Raw genomic sequence first — 22,471 nt, 5'->3', positions numbered from 1 at the left:
CCCACGGTGAACAACCCGGACGTACAGACGCAGGACCACCAGGAGAGCGGCGACGTCGTCGTCGAGATGACCGGGTGCCCGGCACAGGACGCGCGGACCGTGTTCGATGTGCTGCGCCGCTCCTTCGCCTCCGACCGGACGGCGGACGATGCCCCCGAGGACGCATCAAGGACCCGCCCGACCGTATGGACGGTGACCGTCGACGTCTCCGACATGCGGGAGGGCACGCAGTCGGCACAGCTCTCCGGTCCGGTGACCGTGGAGGCACAGGGCGGCTACTGGGCGGTCGACCGGCTCCGTCGGCGCCTGGCGGACACCTTCACGGTCAAGGTCGTGGGGACTGCCTCGGGGGACCAGGAACAGGAGGTCCGGCTCCGGCTGGAAAGCCGCGACGCCGCCTGACCAACTCCACGCGAACCGAGCTCCGGAAGGCACACACGTACATGGACACCACTCCCGCGAACGACGACAGCGACGGCGGACGGCTGCGACCCGCCGACGAGCGCTCGACCCTCACCCTGCACGTCAACGGCACCGCGCAGACGCTGACGCTCGACCACCGCACCACCGTGCTGGACGCCCTGCGGGAGCATCTCGGGCTCACGGGAGCCAAGAAGGGCTGCGACCACGGCCAGTGCGGAGCCTGCACCGTGCTCGTCGACGGCCGTCGCGCCAACAGCTGCCTGCTGCTGGCCGTCGCCCAGGAGGACGCCCACATCACAACCGTCGAAGGACTCGCCGAGGGCGACCGGCTGCATCCACTGCAGTCGGCCTTCCTGGAGAGGGACGCGCTCCAGTGCGGTTACTGCACCCCGGGCCAGATCTGCTCGGCGGCAGGCATGCTCGGCGAGGCCGAGGACGGCTTCCCCTCGCACGTCACCCCGTGGGCCGCGCTCGCCGCCGCAGGGCCTTTCGCCCTCGACCCGGACGAGATCCGGGAGCGGATGAGCGGAAACATCTGCCGGTGCGGCGCCTACCCGCACATCGTCGAAGCGATCGAGGACGTGGCACCGTGAAACCCTTCGCCTATCTGCGTCCCGCCTCCGTCGCCGAAGCCGTCCGCGCCGGTGCCGGGCATCCCGGCGCCCGGTTCCTCGGCGGCGGAACCAATCTCGTGGACCTTATGAAACTCGGGGTGGAGTCGCCCGGTCTGATCGTCGACGTCAGCCGGCTGCCGCTGGACCGTGTGACACGGACGGACGACGGCGGTCTCCGGATCGGTGCGACCGTGCGCAACAGCGACCTCGCCGCCCACCCCGACGTACGGAACGGCTATCCGGCCCTGTCGCAGGCGCTCCTGGCCGGTGCCTCCGGGCAGCTCCGCAACACCGCCACCACCGGCGGGAATCTGCTCCAGCGCACCCGGTGCCCCTACTTCCAGGACGTCTCCAAGCCCTGCAACAAGCGGACTCCCGGCTCGGGCTGTCCGGCGCGGGAGGGCGCGCACCGCGATCTCGCGGTGCTGGGTCACTCGCAGGACTGCGTCGCCACCAACCCGTCCGACATGGCGGTCGCTCTCGCGGCCCTGGACGCCACCGTGCAGCTGCGGGGGCCCGAGGGGGAGCGGACCGTGCCCGTGACCGACTTCCACCGGCTGCCCGGCGACAACCCTGACCAGGACACTGTGATCCGCCCGGGTGAGCTGATCACCGAAGTGGTGCTGCCGCCGCCTCCCGCCGGTGCCGTCTGTCTCTACCGCAAGGCCCGGGACCGTGCTTCGTACGCCTTCGCACTGGCCTCCGTCGCGGCCGTGCTGAGCCTGCGCGACGGGCACGTCGACCGTGCTTCGCTCGCCTTCGGAGGGCTCGCGCACCGGCCGTGGCGTGCCCGGGTCGCCGAGGACCTGCTGCGCGGCGCCCCCGCGACCGGGGACACGTTCGCGCGGGCGGTTGACGCCGAACTCGCAGCGGCCAGGCCCCTGCGCGACAACGGCTTCAAGGTCGACCTGGCCCGCAGGCTGGCCGTCGGCGCCCTCGCCGAACTCACCGGCCGGGCCGCACAGGCCTGATCCGCCCGCCTCCGCACACCCCGACGAACCGAGGACTTCCGTCATGAGCGACTCCCCTCAGGCGCTGGGTGCGCCCGTCGTCCGCCGCGAGGGCCGGGACAAGGTCACCGGCACCGCCCGATACGCCGCGGAGCACTCCGAGCCCGGCTGTCTGTACGGCTGGATCGTCCCCGCCACCGTCCCGAGCGGTCGCGTGACCGCGATCCGTACCGCCGACGCAGTCGCGGTACCCGGGGTGCACACGGTCCTGACCCACGACAACGCGCCGCGGCTGAAGGAGCCCGACGACCCGATCCTCGCCGTGCTCCAGGACAGCCGGGTGCCGCACCGGGGCTGGCCCGTCGCGCTCGTGCTGGCGGAGAGCCCGGAATCCGCCCGGGCCGGCGCGGCGGCCGTTCACGTCGAGTACGCCACCAGCGGACACGACGTCGTCCTCACCGGGGACCACCCGGGCCTCTACACCCCTGATGAGGCGAACGGCGGCCACCCGGGCGTGCGCCGACGCGGCGACGCCATGCGAGCGTTCGACGCCGCACCCGTGCAGATCGATGCCACCTACACCCTGCCAGGGCTGCACAACCACCCCATGGAACCCCACGCCTCCACCGCCCGGTGGGCCGACGGACACCTGACCGTCCACGACTCCAGCCAGGGATCCACCGCCGTGCGCAACAGCCTGGCCGCGGCCCTCGGGCTCGAGCGCGCCCGCATCACCGTCATCTCCGAACACGTCGGAGGAGGCTTCGGCTCCAAGGGCACTCCGCGTCCCCAGGCCGTCCTCGCCGCGATGGCGGCACAGCACACCGGGCTCCCCGTCCAGCTCGCCCTGCCCCGGCGTTACATGGCGGCGATCGTCGGACACCGCGCGCCCACGCTGCAGCGGGTACGTCTCGGCGCCGACCGCGACGGCGTCCTCTCCAGCGTCTCCCACGAGATCGTCACCCACACCTCGCGGATCAAGGAGTTCGTCGAGCAGGCCGCGGTGCCCGCCCGCGTCATGTACGCCTCGCCCCACAGCCGCACGGAACACAGGGTGGCCGCACTCGACGTGCCCAGCCCCTCCTGGATGCGCGCACCCGGGGAGGCCTCAGGCATGTACGCACTGGAGTCGGCCATGGACGAACTGGCGTCCGCACTCGGGATCGACCCGGTCGAGCTGCGGCTGCGCAACGAACCGCAGACCGAACCCGACAGCGGGCGTCCGTTCAGCAGCCGCAACCTCGCGGCCTGTCTGAGCGAGGGAGCCCGGCGCTTCGGCTGGTACGGCCGGGACCCGCAGCCCGCCACCGGCGTGGACGGGCCCTGGCTGCTCGGCACCGGGGTCGCCTCGGCGACGTACCCCGTACTCGTCTCGAGGTCCGCGGCCTCGGCGCAGGCCGCTCCGGACGGCTCCTACCGCATCGGCGTCAACGCCACCGACATCGGCACCGGCGCCCGCACCGTCCTGGCGCAGATCGCCGCCTCGGTCCTGGGCGCGCCCCCGGAGAGCGTGACGATCGACATCGGCAGCAGTGATCTGCCCACCGCCCCCGTCGCGGGCGGCTCCTCGGGAACGGCCTCCTGGGGGTCCGCGGTGCACAAGGCGGCCTCCGCCCTGGTGCGCCGGCTCGCCCAGCACACCGGGCCGCTCCCGCCGGAGGGCATCCGCGTCACCGCCGACACCGGCGAGGAGACGGCGCAGGAGTCCCCGTACGCACGGCACGCCTTCGGCGCACACTTCGCAGAGGTGGGGGTCGACTCCCTCACCGGCGAGATCCGGGTACGCAGACTGCTCGGCGTATATGCCGCCGGACGCATCCTCAACTCCCGCACGGCACGCTCCCAGTTCATCGGCGGCATGGTCATGGGCCTCGGCATGGCCCTGACGGAGGGCAGCACCATGGACCCGGTCTTCGGCGACTTCACCGAGAGCGACCTCGCCTCCTACCACGTGCCGTCCTGCGCGGACGTGCCCGACGTCCAGGCGCACTGGATCGAGGAGGACGACCCGCATCTCAACCCCATGGGCAGCAAGGGCATCGGCGAGATCGGCATTGTCGGGACCGCGGCCGCGATCGGGAACGCGGTGCGGCACGCCACCGGCGCCCGGTTGCGCGAACTCCCCCTCACCCCGGACAAAGTGCTGCCCTACCTGCCGTGATGCCGGCTCCGGACCCCTTCGGTTGCGCAACCGGCCTCCCCGGGTCACCCTGATGAGTGACCCAGAAGTGATTGCCGCTCACGCTTCGTATTCGGGGCTCGTTGGTTCGAACGGGGTGAAGCATGAGCCTCGCGATGAGGAGCCTCGACGATGACCGTTCCACTCGACCGGCATTACCTGGTCGAACTGCAGGTGTCGGCAGAGCGCATTTCCCAGGTGCGGCGCATAGTGGCCGCACACCTTCGTCACTGGAGTCTCGACCTGCACGTCCGGCCGGTGTGCCGGGCCGCGGAGGAACTCCTGACGAACGTCCAGCGACACGTCGGTGACGACGCACCGTGCGTCGTCGAGCTCCGCTGGACCGGCCGCCACCTGACGGTGTCCGTGGCCGACGACGATGCCCGGATGCCCCGGCTGCTCGACGGCGGTGGCGGCGGCCTCAGCCGCGTCATGGCCCTGAGCGACAGCTGGGGCACCTGCCGGACCGCGGACGGCAAGGTCGTGTGGTTCACGCGCTACGCCGAGGCGCCGTGCACCACCGGACTGCTTCCGGACACGCCCCTCCCCGGCGGCCGTACCCACCTCGGCAGCCCCGTGACCGAACTCGTGTGACGAACAGCCCGGTGCCGACCCGGCCGGCGCGGACGGCGTGCCCGCAGCACGCATGATCCGCGCCGGCCGGGTACGTGTGCGTGAGGGTCGCGTTGCGCTTCACGGCGTGGCGCGGCACGGTCGAAGAACAACGCAAGGAGGCACTGCCATGCCCATCGCGACGGTCAATCCCGCGAACGGCGAGACGCTCAGGACATTCGACGCACTGGACGAGCAGGAGACCGAGCGAAGGGTCGCCGCCGCACACCGCGCGTTCCTCAGCCATCGAACCACGGACTTCGCCGAACGCGCCCGCCTGATGAACAGGGCGGCGGACCTCCTGGACGAGGACCAGCAGGACATCGCCCGTACCATGACCACCGAAATGGGCAAGCCGGTCAAGGCCGCCCGCGCAGAGGCCGCCAAGTGCGCGAAGGCCATGCGCTGGTACGCGGCCAACGCCGAGCGCCTCCTCGCCGACGAACACCCCGATGAAACCGACGTGAAGGACTCGGGTGCCTCCCGCGCCCGGGTGCACTACCGGCCACTGGGCGTCGTACTCGCCGTGATGCCGTGGAACTTCCCGCTCTGGCAGGTCATGCGCTTCGCCGCGCCCGCGCTCATGGCGGGCAACACCGGTCTGCTCAAGCACGCCTCGAACGTGCCCCAGACCGCCCTGTACATCGAGGACCTGTTCACCAGGGCCGGCTTCCCCGCCGGCTGCTTCCAGACGCTCCTCATCGGCTCGGGCGCCGTCGAGGCGGTACTGCGCGACCCGCGGGTCGCCGCGGCGACGCTCACCGGCAGCGAACCGGCCGGCCGCTCGGTCGCCTCCGTCGCGGGCGACGAGGTGAAGAAGACCGTGCTGGAACTCGGCGGTAGCGACCCCTACCTCGTCCTGCCCTCGGCGGACGTCGAGAAGGCCGCCGGCACCGCGGTGACCGCCCGTGTCCAGAACAACGGACAGTCCTGCATCGCCGCCAAGCGCTTCATCGTCCACGCGGACGTGTACGACGCGTTCACCGAGCGGTTCACCGCGGGGATGCGCGCCCTGAGCGTCGGCGACCCGCTGGAGGAGACCACCGACGTGGGGCCGCTCTCCAGCGAGCAGGGACGCACGGACCTCGAGGAACTCGTCGAGGACGCCCTGGGCAAGGGCGCCACCGCACTGTGCGGCGGGGGTCGGCCCGAGGGCCTGGACCGTGGCTGGTTCTACGAGCCCACGGTGCTCACCGGGATCACCCCGGACATGCGCATCCACCGGGAGGAGACCTTCGGCCCGGTGGCGACGCTCTACCGGGTGGCGGACCTGGAGGAGGCCGTGGAGCTGGCCAACGACACCCCGTTCGGCCTCAGCTCCAACGTCTGGACGCGCGACGAGGGCGAGATGGACCGCTGCGTGCGCGACCTGGAGGCCGGCGGGGTCTTCTTCAACGGAATGACGGCCTCCCACCCCGCGCTGCCCTTCGGCGGGGTGAAGCGCTCCGGCTACGGGCGGGAACTGGCCGGCCACGGGATCCGCGAGTTCTGCAACGCCACCACCGTCTGGTACGGACCCGAATCGGACGCCCGCTAGCCATGCCCCTGGGAGACGTCTCATGACCGAGGCCCGAACACCGTCCGGGGCATCCGCTTTGTCCGACACCGAGATCGCGGCACTCGACGCGCACTGGCGGGCCGCCAACTACCTGGCGGTCGGCCAGATCTACCTGATGGCCAACCCCCTGCTGGAGCAGCCGCTGGCCCCCGAGCACATCAAACCGCGGCTGCTCGGCCACTGGGGCACCTCGCCCGGACTGAACCTGGTCCACACGCATCTCAACCGGATCGTCAAGGCCCGGAACCAGCAGGCGCTCTGCGTCTGGGGACCGGGTCACGGCGGTCCCGCCGTCCTCGCCAACTCCTGGCTGGAGGGCAGCTACTCGGAGACGTACCCGGATGTCAGCCGCGATCGCGCCGGCATGGGCGCGCTGTTCAAGCAGTTCTCCTTCCCCGGTGGTGTGCCCAGTCACGTGGCCCCCGAGACTCCGGGCTCCATCCATGAGGGCGGCGAACTGGGTTACGCCCTCACCCACGCCTACGGCGCGGCCTTCGACCACCCTGAACTGCTGGTCGCCTGCGTCGTCGGGGACGGAGAAGCGGAGACGGGGCCGCTCGCCGCGTCCTGGCACTCCAACAAGTTCCTCGACCCCGTGCACGACGGAGCGGTCCTCCCGATCCTCCACCTCAACGGATACAAGATCGCCAATCCGACGGTGCTCGCACGGTTGCCCGAGGAAGAACTCGACGCACTCCTGCGCGGGTACGGCCACGATCCCGTGTACGTCGAGGGGGACGAGCCCGCCGCGGTCCACCGCGCACTGGCCGCCGCCATGGACCTCGCCGTGGACCGCATCGGCGAGTACCAGCGCACCGCCCGCGCCGAAGGCGCCTCCGTACGTCCCCGCTGGCCGATGATCGTGCTGCGCACCCCCAAGGGCTGGACCGGGCCCGAGGACGTGGACGGACTCCCGGTCGAGAACACCTGGCGGGCCCACCAGGTCCCCCTCCCCGGGGTCCGGGACAACCCCGGCCATCTGCGCCAACTCGAGGAGTGGATGCGCTCCTACCGGCCCGGGGAACTCTTCGACTCCGAGGGCCGGCCCACCGCGCAGGTCCTGGAGTGCGTTCCCGAGGGCGCCGCTCGGCTCGGCTCGACGCCGTACGCCAACGGCGGGCTGCTCCTGCGGGATCTCCCCCTCCCGCCTCTCGAGGACCACGCGGTGCGGTTCGACGAGCCGGGGACCGTACTGCACGAGCCCACCCGGATCCTGGGCGGGCTGCTCGAAGACGTCATGGCGGCCACTGCCGGCACCAGGAACTTCCGCGTGGTGGGCCCCGACGAGACCGAGTCCAACCGGCTGGGCGCCCTCTACGGGGCCACCGGCAAGGCCTGGCAGGCGGAGATCCTCCCGACCGACGAGCATCTGGCACGCGACGGCCGGGTGATGGAGGTGCTCTCCGAGCACCTGTGCCAGGGCTGGCTGGAGGGGTACCTCCTCACCGGACGCCACGGCCTGTTCTCCTCGTACGAGGCCTTCGCCCACATCGTCGACTCTATGGTCAACCAGCACATCAAGTGGCTGCGCACCTCGCGCCGCCTCCACTGGCGTGCGCCCGTGGCCTCGCTCAACTACCTGCTCACCTCACACGTCTGGCGCCAGGACCACAACGGTTTCTCGCACCAGGACCCCGGCTTCGTCGACCACATCCTGAACAAGAGTCCCGAGGTCGTCCGGGTGTACCTGCCGCCGGACGCCAACACGCTGCTGTCGACCGCCGACCACGTGCTGCGCAGCCGTGACCACGTCAACGTGATCGTCGCCGGCAAGCAGCCGGGCTTCGACTGGCTCACCCTCGAAGAGGCCCGCGCGCACTGTGCGCGCGGCGTCGGCGTGTGGGAATGGGCCGGCACGGAGGACGGCAGCCGTGAGCCCGACGTCGTGCTTGCCTGCGCCGGCGACGTACCCACGCTGGAGACGATGGCCGCTGCCGGGCTGCTGCGGCGCCACCTCCCGGAGCTCGCCGTACGTGTGGTGAACGTGGTCGACATGACCCGGTTGCTGCCGCACGAGGAGCATCCGCACGGGATGCCGGACGCGGAGTACGACTCCGTCTTCACCCGGGACAAGCCGGTGATCTTCGCCTACCACGGATACCCGTGGCTGGTGCACCGACTCGCGTACCGGCGCGCGGGACACGCTCATCTGCACGTCCGGGGCTACAAGGAGGAGGGGACCACCACCACGCCCTTCGACATGGTGGTCCGCAACGACCTGGACCGCTTCCGGCTGGTCATGGACGTGGTCGACCGGGTACCCGGCCTGGGCGTCCGCGCTGTCGCCGTCCGGCAGGCGATGGCGGACGCCCGCACACGTCACCACGACTGGATCCGGGAACACGGCACGGATCTGCCCGAGGTCGCCGACTGGACCTGGGAGGGCTGAACGCCGGGGAGCCGTGCTCCGCCCCACGTGATCCGGCCGGCCCCCGAAGAAGCGGGCCGGCCGGATCACGTGGGGTGAACGCTCAGCTCACGGTCGTGCGGAGGACCGGCGAGACGGCGCCGCCGCCGACGATCCGTAGGGCGTTCTCGCCTTTCATGCCCAGCTTCACCCGCAGGCTGTACTCGCCCGAACCGGCGGTCCTCATCGTGGCGGGCAGGGTCACCCAGCGATCGCCCTGCCTCTGCTGCAGGGTGACCGGGGTGCCGGACGAGACGTTGCGGGCGGAGCCGTGGATACGGAACTCCTCCCAGGCCTCCACGGTGCGCGTGGTCGCGTGCGCGGAGAGGGCCGGCCGTGTGGCCAGGTCCTGTGCGCGCTCCCCGGACGGCGGTGCGGGGACACCGGACGACGCGGCGGCCCCGCCCACCGCACCGGCCAGAGCCACCGCTGCAAGCAGGGCTGCCGCCGACGCGCGCCTGAATCGGTCCATGAATGGCTCTCCTTCGTGCACGGCGTGATCAGTGGGATCAACGCAGTGAGATCGACTTCGGAGCGCCAAACCTAGACAAAATTCACATAATCCTCACGTAGGGACACGCGGTCAGAACCGCAGAACGGCTGCCAGCCTGCCGTGGTCCGCGAGGGAGTCGTCGGCGACGAAAGCCACCTCGCAGCCCTTGTCCAACGCCGCCTCGACGAGCTCGTCGACGATGTCCTCGCGGACCTGGCCGTCCGCGGCCGGTGTGGCCTCCGGGCCGACCGGCTCCAGGTGACCGTCCGTGACCCTGACCGTCTGCTCGAAGTGCTCCTCGACCGCGACCAGTCCCGCACGGCCCTCCCGCACGGCCAGCCACACCTCGTCGAGCCCGCCGGCGAAGGAGCGCCCGCTGTGGGCGTTGTCGAGCCGGTCCTGGATCCGGGCCGCGGTCTGCTTCCGCCAGTCCCGCAGGGCCGGGCCCAGCTCGTTGGCCAGCTCCGGCGCGGTCGTGTCCGCGGTCGTCCCCTTCGCGACCCTGCTCACGGCCGGCTTCGCGCTCTCGCCCACCTCGTCGAGCAGGGAGAGTCCGGGGGCGAGGCCGACGAGGAACAGTGGGCGCGGGTCGGCGGCCAGGACCCCGCGCAGCTCGTCGTCGACCGTGCGCATGAAGTTGCGCGTGTCCTCGCTGCTGTAGGTGCTCGGGGTGTCGCCGATCCGCTCCTCGCGCTGAGGGTTGGGCTCCTCGTGCGGCGCGGACAGCGGGAACCCGTTCCTCGGCTCGGACTGCAGGCCGTCGTTCGTGCCCGAGAACAGGGTCGCGTGTTCCGCGGACAGGCTGAGGACCCAGAACAGCTGGGCTCCCGCCTTCGCCGCGACCAGGTTCCGGGTGAGATAGCTGTCGCTGAGCACCACCCGTTCGGGTGCTGTGCGCGGCAGTTGCCAGATCTGGTACTCGTCGGCGTCGGCGAGGATGACTAGGGATTCCAAGGCGCGGCGCTGATCGACCTCGGCGACCGCGCGGTCCAGCTGCGCCTTCACCGCGCTACGGGCCTCGTGGGTCACCCGGGGGTCTGTGTCCAGACGGTTGCCCGCCTCGGCCACGAGGTTCCGCAGCCGTACGGCGTCCTGGGCGTTGTCCGGTGCCCGGCGGTGGGTCGGCATCGTCAGGGACAGCGCCGGATAGGGCCTGGTCGCGCGAAGTTCCTGCAGCAGGCCGGGCGTCAGGGCGTCCGTATCCATCGTTCCCTCCCGGAGGGTTCGGGTTCCGCGGTGCTAGAGCCGCCCCTGGGTGAGAGCGGTCGTTCGACGAGTCAATACATACCTTTTGATCCTAGTATGGGCGAATTATTCCCCCACTCTTCCGGAGGTACATGCGATGTCCACGCTCACGGTGTGGAAGTTCCGGACGGCCGAGGGCGCGGAGAGCGTGGAGACGTCCCTGAAGTCCCTCCAGAAGGAGGGGCTGGTCAAGATTCTCGACGCGGCCGTCGTGACCTGGCCGGCCGAGCGTTCCAAGCCGAAGACCAAGCAGCTGATCAACCTCGTCGGCGCGGGGGCGCTGAGCGGCACCTTCTGGGGAATGCTCTTCGGGCTGATCTTCCTGATGCCGCTGCTGGGTGCCGCCATCGGCGCCGCGGCCGGTGCGCTGGGCGGAAAGCTCGCCGACGTCGGCATCGACGACGACTTCATCGCCGAGGTCAAGGAGAAGGTGACGCCGGGAACATCGGCGCTCTTCCTGCTCACCCTCGACGAGGTGCCCAGCCGCATCAGTGAGTCGTTGCCGGGCGGCGGCGCCGAGCTGCTGCACAGCAACCTCGACACCGAGCGTGAGGCCAAGCTCCGCGAGATCTTCGGCGACGAGGCGGAGTGACGGGGGAGGGGCAGCCATTCACCGGCCGGACGGGCGGTCCCGTGTGCCGTCCTCCGGGCGGGCCCGTACGGCATCCGGTGGCGGCCCTGTGAGTGCCTCCGATGCCGTCACGGACGCGCTGCGCGATCTCCATGGACGCTTCCTCGGTCTGCGTGAAGGCCGACGCGCCGATTACATCCCGGAGTTGGCCAGGTCCGATCCCGACGACTTCGGTCTCGCCCTCGTCAGCATGGACGGCCACACCTACAGGGCCGGCGCGGCGGACACTCCGTTCACCCTTCAGTCGGTGTCCAAACCCTTCGTCTACGCCCTCGCGCTGGCCTCCCTGGGCCTCGAAGAGGTGAGCCGCTGGGTGGGTGCCGAACCGAGCGGCGAGGCATTCAACGCCATCAGCCTGGAACCCGGCACCGGCCGGCCCGCCAACGCGATGGTCAACGCCGGTGCCATCGTCACCACCGCCCTGGTCCCCGACAGCCGCGCGGATCCCGCGTTCCAGCGCATCCTGACCTGCCTGAGCCGGTTCGCCGGGCGGAAGCTGGATGTCGACGAGGACGTGTACGGCTCCGAGGCCGTGACCGGGGACCGCAACCGGGCGCTCGCCTATCTGATCCGCAGCACGGGGAACCTGCCCGTCGACCCCGTGGCCGCGGTGGACACCTACTTCCGGCAGTGCGCGGTGCGCGCCACCGCCGTCGATCTCGCGGCGATGGCCGCCACCCTCGCGCACGGCGGGGTCAACCCGGTCACCGGGGAGACCGTCGTCTCCTCCGAGGTCGCGGCGCAGGTCCTCGCGGTCATGGCGACCTGCGGGATGTACGACGCCTCGGGCGACTGGCTGCTGAGGGTCGGGCTGCCCGCCAAGAGCGGCGTTTCGGGCGGCCTGATCGCCGCAGGCCCGGCGCGCTTCGGCCTGGCGGCGTACAGCCCGCTGCTGGACGCGGCGGGCACCTCGGTCCGCGGCCATGCGGCGCTCGGCGCAGTCTCGGAACGTCTCGGGCTCCACCTCATGAAGAATCCGGCGCTGCCCGGTTCCACCGTCACACTGGTCACCACAGCCGATGTGCTGCCCTCGGCACCGTCCGGGCGTCGGGAACGCGCGCTGCACGAACGGGTGGGCGTCGTCGCCGCCCAGGGGGCCCTGGACTTCACCGCCGCCGAGCGGGTACTCCACGCCCTGGACGAGTCGGGCCCGGAGCGTGCCGATCCGGTGGTCCTCGACCTGCGTGAGGTGACCGGGGCCGACTCGCTCGCCCTCGCGCTGCTGCACGCCGGCCTGTCCCGGCTCGCCCGGGAAGGGCGGCGTGCGGCCGTGGTCGATCCGGGGGACCGGCTGGGTCCCCCGGACCTGGTCCGTGAGGGGACCGGCCAGGACCTGCCGCGCTTCGGCTCCCGCGAGGAGGCCGCCGAGCACTGTGCGCAGGCCGTGGCCGGACCGGTCTGAACCCCTACCAGATGGCCTCGACCCACTCGGGGTGGTCTATGAACGGGTTCCGGTTGTGCTGGAAGCGGTCGAATATGACCTCGTTGCGGTTCCGCTCGAAGCTGTCCGGCGGGTCCTCCTGGCTCCACTGCTTCAGTACGGAGAGCCGGCCGATGTTCGGGGCGGAACCGTTGCTCACCCGGTCGTTGGGCTCGAGGTCGGCGAAGGCGTCGTCGCCCTCGTAGCGCACCGCCATGTAGAGGATCATCCGGGCGACGTCTCCCTTGACCGCGTCGCGCGGTTCGAAGGAGTCGCTGTCGGTGAGGTTCCCAGGCGCCCCCGACACGGCGCTGCCGCCGTTGTCGAAGTCCTTGTTGCCCCTGATGGAGTTGGTCTGGACGTCCTCGGGGCGCAGGTGGTGGATGTCGGTCCCCGGGCCGGTCGCGGTACCGAAGTCGCCGTGGGACTTGGCCCACACGTGCTCCCGGTTCCAGTCGCCCGTGTTGCCGCCGTTATCGCTCTTGGACTGGGACCGGCCGGTGTAGAGGAGGATCACGTTGGACGAGTTCGCCGGGTCCTCGTCGGTGGCCTTGAGCGCGTCCCAGACCTGGCTGTAGGAGAGCTTGGTCTGGTCGCTGATGATCGTGTGCAGTGAGCCCTTGAGCGCGGTGCCCGTCTTGCCGAGGGCGTCCTGATAGTAGGTGTCGTCGAGTGCGGCGGCCGGGGACGTCGCGGGGGTGGCGGCGGGCGCGGCGGACGCGAGGCCGGTGAGCACTGCGATCGAGGCGGCTGTCGCGAGTAGTGGACGCGCGTAGAAACGGCGACGACTGGACATGTGGGGTGTCCTTTCCGGGGGCGGAACGGTGTCGTGATGGCCGGACGTTGTCTGCTCGGTCGAGAGGCTTCCACACGCACGGTGCCGGTCGTGTGAACGTTGCGTATTCATCATGTATAGGTCAAGTGACGGCTTGTCCGTGGACTCCGCGGGCATCGGATGCGCGCATGCCGCTCCGGCGCGAGAATTGCCGCAAGGACGAGGAGGCGGCATGAGCGAAGAGTCCGAATCCGTATCCGTATCCGTGCCGGAAGTGCGGGGGGTGACTCCCGACCGTCTGCTGCACACCGGCGGCAACGATCAGCCCAGCGCGGAGGATCTGGTGCTCGCCTCCGGGCGGGACCTGACCCCCGAGAGCCTGAAGTGGGCGGAGCGCAGACTGTCCGAGGAGGGACGGTCGGCCATGGACAAGCGGCTGCCGTAGGACGTGCGGGACACGCGTGGGGCGGGGAGCGTGTGGGGCGCTTCCCGCCACTCGGTTAGCCTGAACGGAATATGAACCGTTTGACGACGTCACAGGGCGAATTCGACCTCGCTCGCTTTCCCGAGAACCCGCGCGACCCGTTCCGTGCGTGGGATGCGGCCGACGAGTACCTGCTGAGGCGGCTGGAGGGAGCGGAGGGGAGCGAGCCGATCCGTCCGGCCGGCACCGTGGCCGTGGTCGGTGACCGCTGGGGAGCCCTCGCCACCGTCCTCGCCGCACATGAACCTGTCCAGATCACCGATTCGTACCTCACCCGACGGGCCACCCTGGACAACCTGGCGCGCAACGGCGCCGCGTCCGACTCGGTGCGGATGCTGTCGGTACGCGACACTCCGCCGGAGCGTGTGGACCTGCTGCTCGTGCGGGTTCCCAAGAGCCTCGCGCTCCTGGAGGACCAGCTCCACAGGCTCGCGCCCGCCGTGCACGCGGGGACCGTCGTCATCGGAACGGGCATGGTGAAGGAGATCCACACCTCCACGCTCAAACTCTTCGAGCGGATCATCGGGCCCACCCGGACGTCCCTCGCGGTGAAGAAGGCGCGGCTCATCTTCTGCACCCCGGACCCTGCCCTGCCCAGGACTCCCAGCCCCTGGCCGTACCGCTACGACCTGCCCGACGACGTGGGCGCGGTCTCCGGCCGCACCGTCACCAACCACGCCGGGATCTTCTGCGCCGAGCGCCTGGACATCGGCACCCGCTTCTTCCTGAAGCACCTCCCGGAGCGGACGGGGCCCGACCGAGTCGTGGACCTCGGCTGCGGGAACGGCGTCGTGGGTACGTCGGCGGCCCTCGCCAACCCCGACGCCACCGTCACCTTCATCGACGAGTCGTACCAGGCCGTCGCCTCGGCCGAAGCGACCTTCCGCGACAACGCCGGGCCGGACGCCAAGGCCGACTTCCTCATCGCAGACGGGATGGCGGACACGCCCCCGGCAAGCGTGGACCTGGTCCTCAGCAACCCGCCCTTCCACTCGCACCAGGCGGTCACCGACGCCACGGCCCGGAACATGTTCCACGGAGCACGTGCCGCGCTCCGCCAGGGCGGGGAGCTGTGGGTCGTCGGCAACCGGCACCTCGGCTACCACACCCAGCTGCGCCGGATCTTCGGCAACTGCGTCACGGTCGCCGGTGACCCGAAGTTCGTCGTCCTGCGGGCCGTCAAGCGCTGACAACGCCTCAGGCGAGGTCGTCCCGGCCCAGCCAGGACGGCACCTCGGGCACCTGCGCGTCCCAGGCGGGCGGAGGTCCGGGGCCGGGTTCAGGTGTGCGGGGCGCGGCCTCCGGAAGCGGCGGCGCCGGCTCCGGGGCCGGCCGCTGTTCGTCCACAGGCTCGGGAGCCACGCTGTCGTAGACCTGCTCGGCCACCGTGAACCGGCAGTGCCAGGGCTGCCAGACCCCCTCTACGACCAGCAGGAAACCGTCAGCCTCCCGGTACAGCCTCCGGCGTTTCGGGTTGGCCGGGTGGACCGGCTCGAAGCGCTCGGCCCGGACCCGGAGGGCCGCGAGCGCCTCCTCACGCGTTCCCTCCACGTGGTCCATCACGCCGACCGACCACACCCGCCCCTGCCGGCCGTACCCGAGGTTCTGTTCGACGACCAGCCCCCACCTGGGCACAGCCCCACCCCTCCCCAGGACACGCGCGGTCGCGGTAGGCGCGTGACCGCGTCGGGACGCCATCCTACGAGTCATGATCCTTCCGGCACGACCGCGCCCGCCTCGACGCCCCTGCCATGAGGCCCCGGTCGCGCCTGCGGCAGCCCCGTCGCCGCACTCGCCAATGGCCGGCTCGTCTCGCACATCGAGAACACGGTCGAGACTTCCCTCGCCACGCGCTGCCATCAGGGCCACGTCGCCGTGGACAGGAGCAGCATCAGCAGCCGAATCCGCGGCGTCATAGCCCACACGCGGAACCAGCGCCACCGCCGAGAGGATCCATTTCGCGAACTCCTGCACCACCTGCACCGATTCGCATATAAGATCCCGCTCTGTGTCGCACCACGGGAACATCAAGCTGACCGTTGAAGAGGCCGAGAAGGGCGAACTGGCCGCCACCCTCGGATAGTTCCCCATGCCCCACAAGCCCTCGATACGGGCCGCCTCGCAGTCGACACCATCCCGATTCCACGCACCTCCCCGGGGGGAACCATGACCGACCGATATCCGCCGCAGCAGCCCTACGGCCAGCCGTACCAGGGGCAGGCCTTCGCCGGCGGCCCCGGCTACCCGCCGCCCCCGAAGAAGAAGATGAGCGGCGGCGCCATCGTCGCCATCGTCCTCGGCAGCGTTTTCGGCGGGCTCTTCATCCTCCTCGTCATCATCGGGCTGGCCGTCGACGACGACAGCACCCAGGCCGAGGGCAAGTCGCCGATCCTGGAAGTCACCGCGCCGGCCGACGAGCCCGCAACGGCTGCACCCGCGAAGCCGGCGGAGAAGACGCCGGAGAAGGCCGCCGAGAAGCCCGAGCCGAAGAAGGATCCGGAGTACTCGTCCGGTGACTGGGTCGTCGGCGAGGACATTCCGGCCGGGACGTACACCTCGGCAGGGGCCGAGAAGGGCATCTTCGAGCTCTGCACCATCACCACGGACCCCTCCGGCGACACGACCATGCCGAAGATCAAGACCGCCAACGCCGACGAACGCGTCATCATCACGCTTGCCGAGGAAGACGGGGTCGTCAGCATCAGCGGCTGCGAACCCCTCAAGCCCCGCGAGTAGTCACGGCACGGCGAAGCCCCGGACCGACCGGCCCGGGGCTTCCTCGCGCTCCAAGGCATCAGGTCCTCTTCCTCCCGCTGCCCCGCATACGCTCGTCAGCCGTACGGCAGAGCCGCACCGCCCCCGGCAGCCGACGCCCTCGCACCACGGGTACCGTCCCGCGCGGCATTCCCGACCGCCTCCCCGGCCGGGGCACATCGTGAAGGCGATGGCACGGATCGGCCCGGCAGCCGACCGCCCCGTACGAACTCCGGGGTCAGGCAGCCATACTGGACGGGCCGGGGAGGGCGCAGCGACAGCGAGCAGCCAAGCAGACGGGGGCGACAACAGGCGATGGCGGACACCAGGCTGATCCAGAGCCGGTACCGGCTGCTCGACATGATCGGGCGCGGAGGCATGGGCGAGGTATGGCGCGCGCGCGACGAATCGCTGGGCAGGCAGGTGGCCGTCAAGTGCCTGAAACCGATGGGGCCGCAGCATGATCAGGCCTTCACCCGAATCCTGCGCGAGCGCTTCCGGCGTGAGGCGCGGGTGGCCGCGGCGCTCCAGCACCGTGGTGTCACCGTCGTCCACGACTTCGGTGAGTCCGACGGCGTCCTCTATCTCGTCATGGAGCTCCTGGAAGGCCGCAACCTCAGCCAGCTCCTGGAGGACAACAAGCAGCACCCGTTGCCGGTGGCCGATGTCGTCGACATCGCGGAACAGGTCGCCGACGCCCTCGGCTACACCCATCAGCAGGGCATCGTGCACCGTGACCTCAAGCCCGCGAACATCATGCGTCTCGACGACGGCGCCGTGAAGATCTGCGACTTCGGCATCGCCAGGCTCGGCCACGACATCGGCTTCAGTTCCCGGCTCACCGGCACCGGCATAGCCATGGGCACCCCGCACTACATGTCGCCCGAGCAGATCAGCGGCGGGGACGTCGACCACCGCAGTGACCTCTACTCCCTGGGCTGTGTGCTGTACGAGATCGCCACGGGTGTACCGCCGTTCGACATGGACGACGCCTGGGGCGTGCTCGTCGGACACCGGGACACCGCTCCCGAACCACTGCGCACCCACCGCGCCGAACTCCCGGGGTTCTTCGACGAGGTCGTCCTGGAGCTGCTGGCCAAAACGCCCGGGGAGCGCCCGGACGACGCCGGTGACCTGCGCAGGCGCATCTCGCTCGGGCGCACCGGCGAGCAGCCGGAAGCCGGACGGGTCAGGCCCGCCCCACCCGGGCCGGTCCGGCGGCCAGGGGCAGCCGGGCGGCAGCTTCCCTCCTGGACGCGCAACATGACCAGCGGTCACAAGGCGACCGGCACCAGGTACACCGGGACAGCCGAGGTCGACCACGCTGCGGGCCTGACCGGCGCGTGGACCACCGGGACCGGGCAAGCCGTCGCCGCCGGCTTCCCGTCCGCAGGACAGGGCCGCCCCACCCCGTCGCCCGAACTGCTCGCCACCCTGGCCGGCCGGCACAGCGCCGGACTCGACCTGAGCCGCCTGGGCCACTGGGAGGAGGCGGGCGACGTGCACCGCGCGGTGGCCGCCGAACGCGCGCTCGCGCTCGGCCCCGACCACCCGGACACCCTCGCCAGCCGGTACGAGGTGGGCTTCACCCTCAGCCGCACCGGACGCGTCGCGGACGCGCTGCGCGAATTCGGTGCGGTCGCCGACGGCCGCGAACGCACCCTGGGCCCCGACCACGCAGGGACACTCGCGGCCCGGCAGGAGACGGCGTACGTCCTCGGCCAACTCGGCCGTCATTTCGAGGCCCACCAGGTCTACACCGAGGTGCTCGCCTCGCGGGAGCGCGCCATGGGACCGGACCACCCCGACACCCTGCGCTGCCGCCACAACCTCGCCTTCAACCTCAGCAGACTGGGCCGCCTGGAGGACTCGTACCGCATGGCCCGTGAGGTGGCGGACGCACGCGGCCGCCTGCTCGGCGCGACGCATCCGGACACCTTGGTCACGCTGTACGAAGTGGCGTACACACTCGGCCGGCTCGACCGCTGGCCCGAGGCCCTGCAGATCTATCGCGAAGTGGCGCAGGCCCGCGCCACCGCTCTCGGCGCGGACCACCCCGACACGCTGTCCGCGCGCTACGAGGTGGGTATCAGCCTCGGCAGACTGGGCCGCAGCGCCGAGGCCCTGGAGCTCTATCGGGCCCTGGCCGAGGACCGCACCCGGGTCGGCGGCCCGGCGGACCCCGAGACTCTGCGCGCCCGGCACGGCCTCGGCGTCAACCTGGGGCGGATGGCACGCTGGGAGGAGGCGCTCGCCGAGGCACGCGAGGTCTGCGCGATCCGGGAACGCACCCTGGGGCCCGACCACCCCGACACGCTCGTCAGCCGCCGCGAGGTCGCCGTCGGGCTGGGCTGGCTCGGCCGCTGGGCCGACGCGCTCACCGACTACAGCACGGTCGCCGAGATCCGCGAACGGGTCCTGGGGGCCGGCCATCCCGACACCCTCGCGAGCCGCAACGACCAGGCGCACTGCCTGGAACAGCTCGGTCGCAGCACCGAGGCTGTGGACCTCCACCGTCGGGTCGCCGACCTGCGCCGGGAGCGCGGGATTCCGCCGCACTGACCGCAGGTCCGAGCGGTGAGGGCTCACACACCGTCAGGCCAGGCCGCCCCTCACGCGGTAGAGGTCACGCAGCAGCGCGATCTCCGCCCCGTGGTGCAGCAGCTCCTGGTTGACCCACCACACGGTGTCCAGGAAGGGGTCCTCCGGGTCGCTGCCGTACGGGTACGTGCTGTACCCGACCGTGTCCAGGGCCGCGTCGTCCGCGCCGAGCAGCGCCCCACGCCACGCGGCGGCAGACGCACCGAAGTCCGCGAGCGCTCCCGCCGCGTCACCGGCCACCCGGTAGTCCTCGCGGGTCAGACTGCGGGTCCCCGCCGAGTGATCGGCACGCAGGGTCAGCAGCTCGCTGAGATGGCTCAGGCGCCAAGCGAGGGTGGTGAAGGGCGGCGGCGCAGGGTGCGGGAACGGCGCCGTGTCCCGCCCCCATCCACCGGCACCCGTCAGGGAGGTTCCGCCTGGCCCCGGACCCGAGCCGCGCAGGCGGACCGACCAGCAGTCCGGCACCGGCTCCCACAGGTACTCATCGTCCGTCATTACGGGCGCCGCCACATCCGTGCCGTTCCCGCTGTCGACGAAAGGCCCCGCCAGACGGTTCCCGAGGCGTTCGCAGGCCCAGTCGAACTGCTTCAGCAACGGGACCAGGCGGTCGGGTACGTTCATGGATCCTCCTCGGACGGGCAGCGGCCGCCAGCCCCTCCCACAGGCGTCGGCACGGCGCCCAGCGGGTTTCGGGGCTCCGAGCACGCTGCGCCACGGCCCGCACCTCTGTCCAGGGGCGATCATCACGTGTTACGAAGGGGGCATGCCCGCAGACGAGACGTCCTCACCTGGCGCACCCGCGCACGCCGCCTACGACACGGTGATCGTCGGCGGCGGCCACAACGGCCTGGTCGCCGCCGCCTACCTCGCCCGCGCCGGACAGTCGGTCCTCGTCCTGGAACGGCTCGGCGGCACCGGGGGAGCGGCGGTCTCGACCCGGCCCTTCGACGGGATCGACGCCCGGCTCTCGCGCTACTCCTACCTCGTCTCGCTCCTCCCGCAGAAGATCGTCCGCGAGCTCGGCCTGGACTTCGCCGTACGCAAGCGCACCGTCTCCTCGTACACGCCCGCCGTACGCGGTGGCCGGCCCACCGGGCTGCTCGTCGGCGGCGACGGCACCCGGGAGTCCTTCGCCGCACTCACCGGCGACGGCCGGGAGTACGACGCGTGGCAGCGCTTCTACGGAATGACGGGCAGGGTGGCGGAGCGGGTGTTCCCGACACTCACCGAACCCTTGCCCGCCCGCGGGGAACTGCGGGCGCGCGTCGACGACACGGACGCCTGGCGCATGCTGTTCGAGGAGCCCATCGGCGTCGCCGTCGAGGAGAACTTCGCCGACGACCTCGTACGCGGTGTCGTGCTCACCGACGCGCTGATCGGCACCTTCGCCGACGCCCACGAGCCGTCACTGGTCCAGAACCGCTGTTTCCTCTACCACGTGATCGGCAATTCCACGGGTGACTGGGACGTCCCGGTCGGCGGCATGGGCGCGCTCACCGACGCCCTGGCCGGCGCGGCCCGCGCGGCCGGCGCCGAGATCCGCGTGCTGCACGAGGCGACCCGCATCGAGACCGACGGCACGCGCGCCGAGGTGACTGTCCGCTCGCCCGACGGGGAGCACGTGGTCGGCGCGCGCAGGGTTCTCGTCAACGCCTCGCCGCAGGCGCTGGCCGAGCTCCTCGGCGAGGCGCCGCCCACCCCGGCCGAGGGCGCCCAGCTGAAGGTGAACATGCTGCTCACGCGACTGCCGAGGCTCCGTGACCACTCGGTCGACCCGCACCGCGCCTTCGCCGGAACGTTCCACATCGCCGAAGGGTACGAGCAACTGGCCGCCGCCTACCGTGAGGCCGCTGCCGGACGTCCGCCCTCCGCCCCGCCTTCCGAGATCTACTGCCATTCGCTGACCGACCCGTCGATCCTCGGCCCCGATCTCGCGGCCCGTGGCTACCAGACCCTCACCCTGTTCGGCCTGCACACCCCGGCCCGGCTGTTCACGGAGGACAACGAGACGACGCGCGCCGCTCTGCTCGAAGCCACCCTGGCCGAACTCGACGCCCATCTCGAGGAGCCGGTCACCGAATGCCTCGCCCTCGACGCCGACGGCAGGCCGTGCATCGAGGCGAGGACCCCCCTCGACCTGGAGCGGGACCTGAGGCTGCCCGCCGGGCACATCTTCCACCGGGACCTCTCCTTCCCCTACGCCACGGCGGAGACGGGCCGCTGGGGTGTGGAGACCGCTCACGCCAACGTCCTGCTGTGCGGGGCGGGCGCGGTGCGCGGCGGTGGGGTCAGCGGGGTGCCCGGCCACAACGCCGCCATGGCGGCGCTGGGCCGGTGACCGCCGCGTCTACGTCCCGAACACCCCGCGCAGTGCCCCCAGCTTGCGCGGCAGGTCGTACTCCGCGCCGCCCTCGTGACCGTTGTACGTGAACACCTCCAGTTCGGCGGGGCCCGCATACGCGTGGTACGCCGCGAAGACCGTCGAGGACGGGCAGATCCGGTCCATCAGCCCCACCGAGAACCACGCCGGGGCCGTCGCCCGCGCCGCGAAGTTGACCCCGTCGAAGTAGGAGAGGGTCTCCATCGCCTCCTCGATCCGGAAGCGGTGCCCGGACAGCCAGCGGGCGATCTCCGCGTACGGGCCCGAGTCCGTGATCTGCGAGGCGCGCCGGAAGTGGCAGAGGAACGGCACATCGGCTACGGCCGCGGCCACGTCGTCGCGCAGCCCGGCGACGGCGAGCGCGAGGCCGCCCCCCTGGCTGCCGCCGAGGACCGCGACCCGTGAGGGGTCCACGGCCTCGTGGGCCTTCACCGCGTCGACCGCGCGTACGGCGTCGGTGATGAGGCGGCGGTAGTAGTGCCGGTACGGGTCCTCGATGCCACGGGTGAGGAACCCGGGCGAGGAGGAGCCGTGGCCGTCCGGGCCGAGGTCAGGGGTGTCCGCGGTGTTCTTGCCACCGCCGCCCTGGCCCCGGTTGTCCATGACCAGATGGGCGTAGCCGAGCGCGCTCCAGGTCAGCCAGGAGTAGGGAATGCCACGGCCGCCGTTGTACCCGATGTACTGCACCACGGCCGGCAGCGGACCCGAGCGGACGCGAGGGAGCATCAGCCAGGCCTTCACCGGCTGCCCGCCCCAGCCGGTGAACGTCACGTCGTACACGTCCACGGTGGTGAACCCGGCGTCGTACGGGACGAACGCGGCGTCCATGCCGTGGCGGGCCGTCTCGCCGAGGGTCTTCTCCCAGAACGCGTCGAAGTCCGCGGGCTCCTCGGTCTCGGGCCGGTACTCGCGCAGCCGCTCCAGGGGCATGTCGAACAGCAAGTG

20 protein-coding genes are annotated in these 22,471 nt (G+C 71.2%); 14 read left to right on the top strand and 6 right to left on the bottom strand.

The window, feature by feature from the left end; all coding sequences use genetic code 11:
* Positions 1 to 66: 66 nt before the first annotated feature.
* From HED23_RS17680 to HED23_RS17650, 7 genes are all read left to right on the top strand, one after another.
* Complete coding sequence (locus tag HED23_RS17680; RefSeq protein ID WP_238442285.1) at positions 67 to 402, top strand: hypothetical protein; 336 nt, start codon at positions 67 to 69, stop codon at positions 400 to 402.
* 41 nt (positions 403 to 443) lie between these two features.
* Positions 444 to 1,016: a 2Fe-2S iron-sulfur cluster-binding protein gene (locus tag HED23_RS17675; RefSeq protein WP_203184355.1), complete on the top strand. Its 573-nt coding sequence runs from the start codon at positions 444 to 446 to the stop codon at positions 1,014 to 1,016.
* Positions 1,013 to 2,008: an FAD binding domain-containing protein gene (locus tag HED23_RS17670; protein ID WP_203184354.1), complete on the top strand. Its 996-nt coding sequence runs from the start codon at positions 1,013 to 1,015 to the stop codon at positions 2,006 to 2,008. The genes HED23_RS17675 and HED23_RS17670 overlap by 4 nt, the downstream gene beginning before the upstream one ends.
* 43 nt (positions 2,009 to 2,051) lie before the next feature.
* The gene (locus tag HED23_RS17665; protein WP_203184353.1) at positions 2,052 to 4,148 is read left to right on the top strand and encodes a xanthine dehydrogenase family protein molybdopterin-binding subunit; all 2,097 of its coding nucleotides are present in this window, start codon (positions 2,052 to 2,054) and stop codon (positions 4,146 to 4,148) included.
* A 150-nt stretch (positions 4,149 to 4,298) separates the two neighbouring features.
* A complete protein-coding gene (locus HED23_RS17660) occupies positions 4,299 to 4,760 on the top strand; it encodes an ATP-binding protein (RefSeq protein WP_203184352.1) in 462 nt (153 codons plus the stop codon).
* A gap of 148 nt (positions 4,761 to 4,908) precedes the next feature.
* Positions 4,909 to 6,315 (top strand): NADP-dependent succinic semialdehyde dehydrogenase, encoded by a 1,407-nt coding sequence (locus HED23_RS17655; protein ID WP_203184351.1) that lies wholly within the window; start codon positions 4,909 to 4,911, stop codon positions 6,313 to 6,315.
* Positions 6,316 to 6,337: 22 nt separating this feature from the next.
* Positions 6,338 to 8,725 (top strand): phosphoketolase, encoded by a 2,388-nt coding sequence (locus tag HED23_RS17650; protein ID WP_203184350.1) that lies wholly within the window; start codon positions 6,338 to 6,340, stop codon positions 8,723 to 8,725.
* Positions 8,726 to 8,807: 82 nt separating this feature from the next.
* Here the strand turns inward: HED23_RS17650 and HED23_RS17645 are convergent, their stop codons facing one another.
* Both HED23_RS17645 and HED23_RS17640 read right to left on the bottom strand, forming a co-directional pair.
* Positions 8,808 to 9,215, bottom strand: a complete 408-nt coding sequence (locus tag HED23_RS17645) for a hypothetical protein (RefSeq protein ID WP_203184349.1) — start codon at positions 9,213 to 9,215, stop codon at positions 8,808 to 8,810.
* A gap of 111 nt (positions 9,216 to 9,326) precedes the next feature.
* Positions 9,327 to 10,442, bottom strand: a complete 1,116-nt coding sequence (locus tag HED23_RS17640; RefSeq protein WP_203184348.1) for a chemotaxis protein — start codon at positions 10,440 to 10,442, stop codon at positions 9,327 to 9,329.
* Between the two features lie 136 nt (positions 10,443 to 10,578).
* Between HED23_RS17640 and HED23_RS17635 the strand changes: the two genes are divergently transcribed.
* The gene (locus HED23_RS17635) at positions 10,579 to 11,073 is read left to right on the top strand and encodes a DUF1269 domain-containing protein (RefSeq protein ID WP_203184347.1); all 495 of its coding nucleotides are present in this window, start codon (positions 10,579 to 10,581) and stop codon (positions 11,071 to 11,073) included.
* Positions 11,074 to 11,161: 88 nt separating this feature from the next.
* Positions 11,162 to 12,514: a glutaminase A gene (gene glsA, locus HED23_RS17630; RefSeq protein WP_203184346.1), complete on the top strand. Its 1,353-nt coding sequence runs from the start codon at positions 11,162 to 11,164 to the stop codon at positions 12,512 to 12,514.
* A gap of 4 nt (positions 12,515 to 12,518) precedes the next feature.
* Here glsA and HED23_RS17625 read toward each other — a convergent pair whose 3' ends face one another.
* Complete coding sequence (locus HED23_RS17625; RefSeq protein WP_203184345.1) at positions 12,519 to 13,328, bottom strand: endonuclease I family protein; 810 nt, start codon at positions 13,326 to 13,328, stop codon at positions 12,519 to 12,521.
* A 211-nt stretch (positions 13,329 to 13,539) separates the two neighbouring features.
* Between HED23_RS17625 and HED23_RS17620 the strand changes: the two genes are divergently transcribed.
* Both HED23_RS17620 and HED23_RS17615 read left to right on the top strand, forming a co-directional pair.
* Positions 13,540 to 13,752, top strand: coding sequence for a hypothetical protein (locus tag HED23_RS17620; RefSeq protein WP_203184344.1), 213 nt, complete (start codon positions 13,540 to 13,542; stop codon positions 13,750 to 13,752).
* Positions 13,753 to 13,823: 71 nt separating this feature from the next.
* Positions 13,824 to 14,981, top strand: coding sequence for a methyltransferase (locus HED23_RS17615; RefSeq protein WP_203184343.1), 1,158 nt, complete (start codon positions 13,824 to 13,826; stop codon positions 14,979 to 14,981).
* 7 nt (positions 14,982 to 14,988) lie between these two features.
* Here HED23_RS17615 and HED23_RS17610 read toward each other — a convergent pair whose 3' ends face one another.
* Positions 14,989 to 15,426, bottom strand: a complete 438-nt coding sequence (locus HED23_RS17610; RefSeq protein WP_203184342.1) for a hypothetical protein — start codon at positions 15,424 to 15,426, stop codon at positions 14,989 to 14,991.
* A gap of 531 nt (positions 15,427 to 15,957) precedes the next feature.
* Between HED23_RS17610 and HED23_RS17605 the strand changes: the two genes are divergently transcribed.
* Entirely contained in the window at positions 15,958 to 16,527 is a 570-nt protein-coding gene (locus HED23_RS17605; RefSeq protein ID WP_203184341.1) for a hypothetical protein, read from the top strand.
* A gap of 333 nt (positions 16,528 to 16,860) precedes the next feature.
* Positions 16,861 to 19,107, top strand: coding sequence for a serine/threonine-protein kinase (locus HED23_RS17600; RefSeq protein ID WP_203184340.1), 2,247 nt, complete (start codon positions 16,861 to 16,863; stop codon positions 19,105 to 19,107).
* 33 nt (positions 19,108 to 19,140) lie between these two features.
* Here the strand turns inward: HED23_RS17600 and HED23_RS17595 are convergent, their stop codons facing one another.
* On the bottom strand, positions 19,141 to 19,767 hold the full coding sequence (locus tag HED23_RS17595) for a DinB family protein (protein ID WP_203184339.1): 627 nt from the start codon (positions 19,765 to 19,767) through the stop codon (positions 19,141 to 19,143).
* Positions 19,768 to 19,909: 142 nt separating this feature from the next.
* Here HED23_RS17595 and HED23_RS17590 point away from each other — a divergent pair, with 142 nt between their 5' ends.
* Complete coding sequence (locus tag HED23_RS17590; protein WP_203184338.1) at positions 19,910 to 21,484, top strand: phytoene desaturase family protein; 1,575 nt, start codon at positions 19,910 to 19,912, stop codon at positions 21,482 to 21,484.
* Between the two features lie 9 nt (positions 21,485 to 21,493).
* On the opposite strand, the gene HED23_RS17585 is transcribed toward HED23_RS17590, so the two are convergent.
* Positions 21,494 to 22,468, bottom strand: coding sequence for an acetylxylan esterase (locus tag HED23_RS17585; RefSeq protein WP_203184337.1), 975 nt, complete (start codon positions 22,466 to 22,468; stop codon positions 21,494 to 21,496).
* Positions 22,469 to 22,471 lie beyond the last annotated feature (3 nt).

It is taken from the genome of Streptomyces pratensis (genome assembly GCF_016804005.1).
Classification (GTDB): domain Bacteria; phylum Actinomycetota; class Actinomycetes; order Streptomycetales; family Streptomycetaceae; genus Streptomyces; species Streptomyces pratensis_A.
The sequence above is the reverse complement of the archived record's forward strand: the minus strand, read 5'-3'. Positions and strand labels throughout refer to the sequence as shown.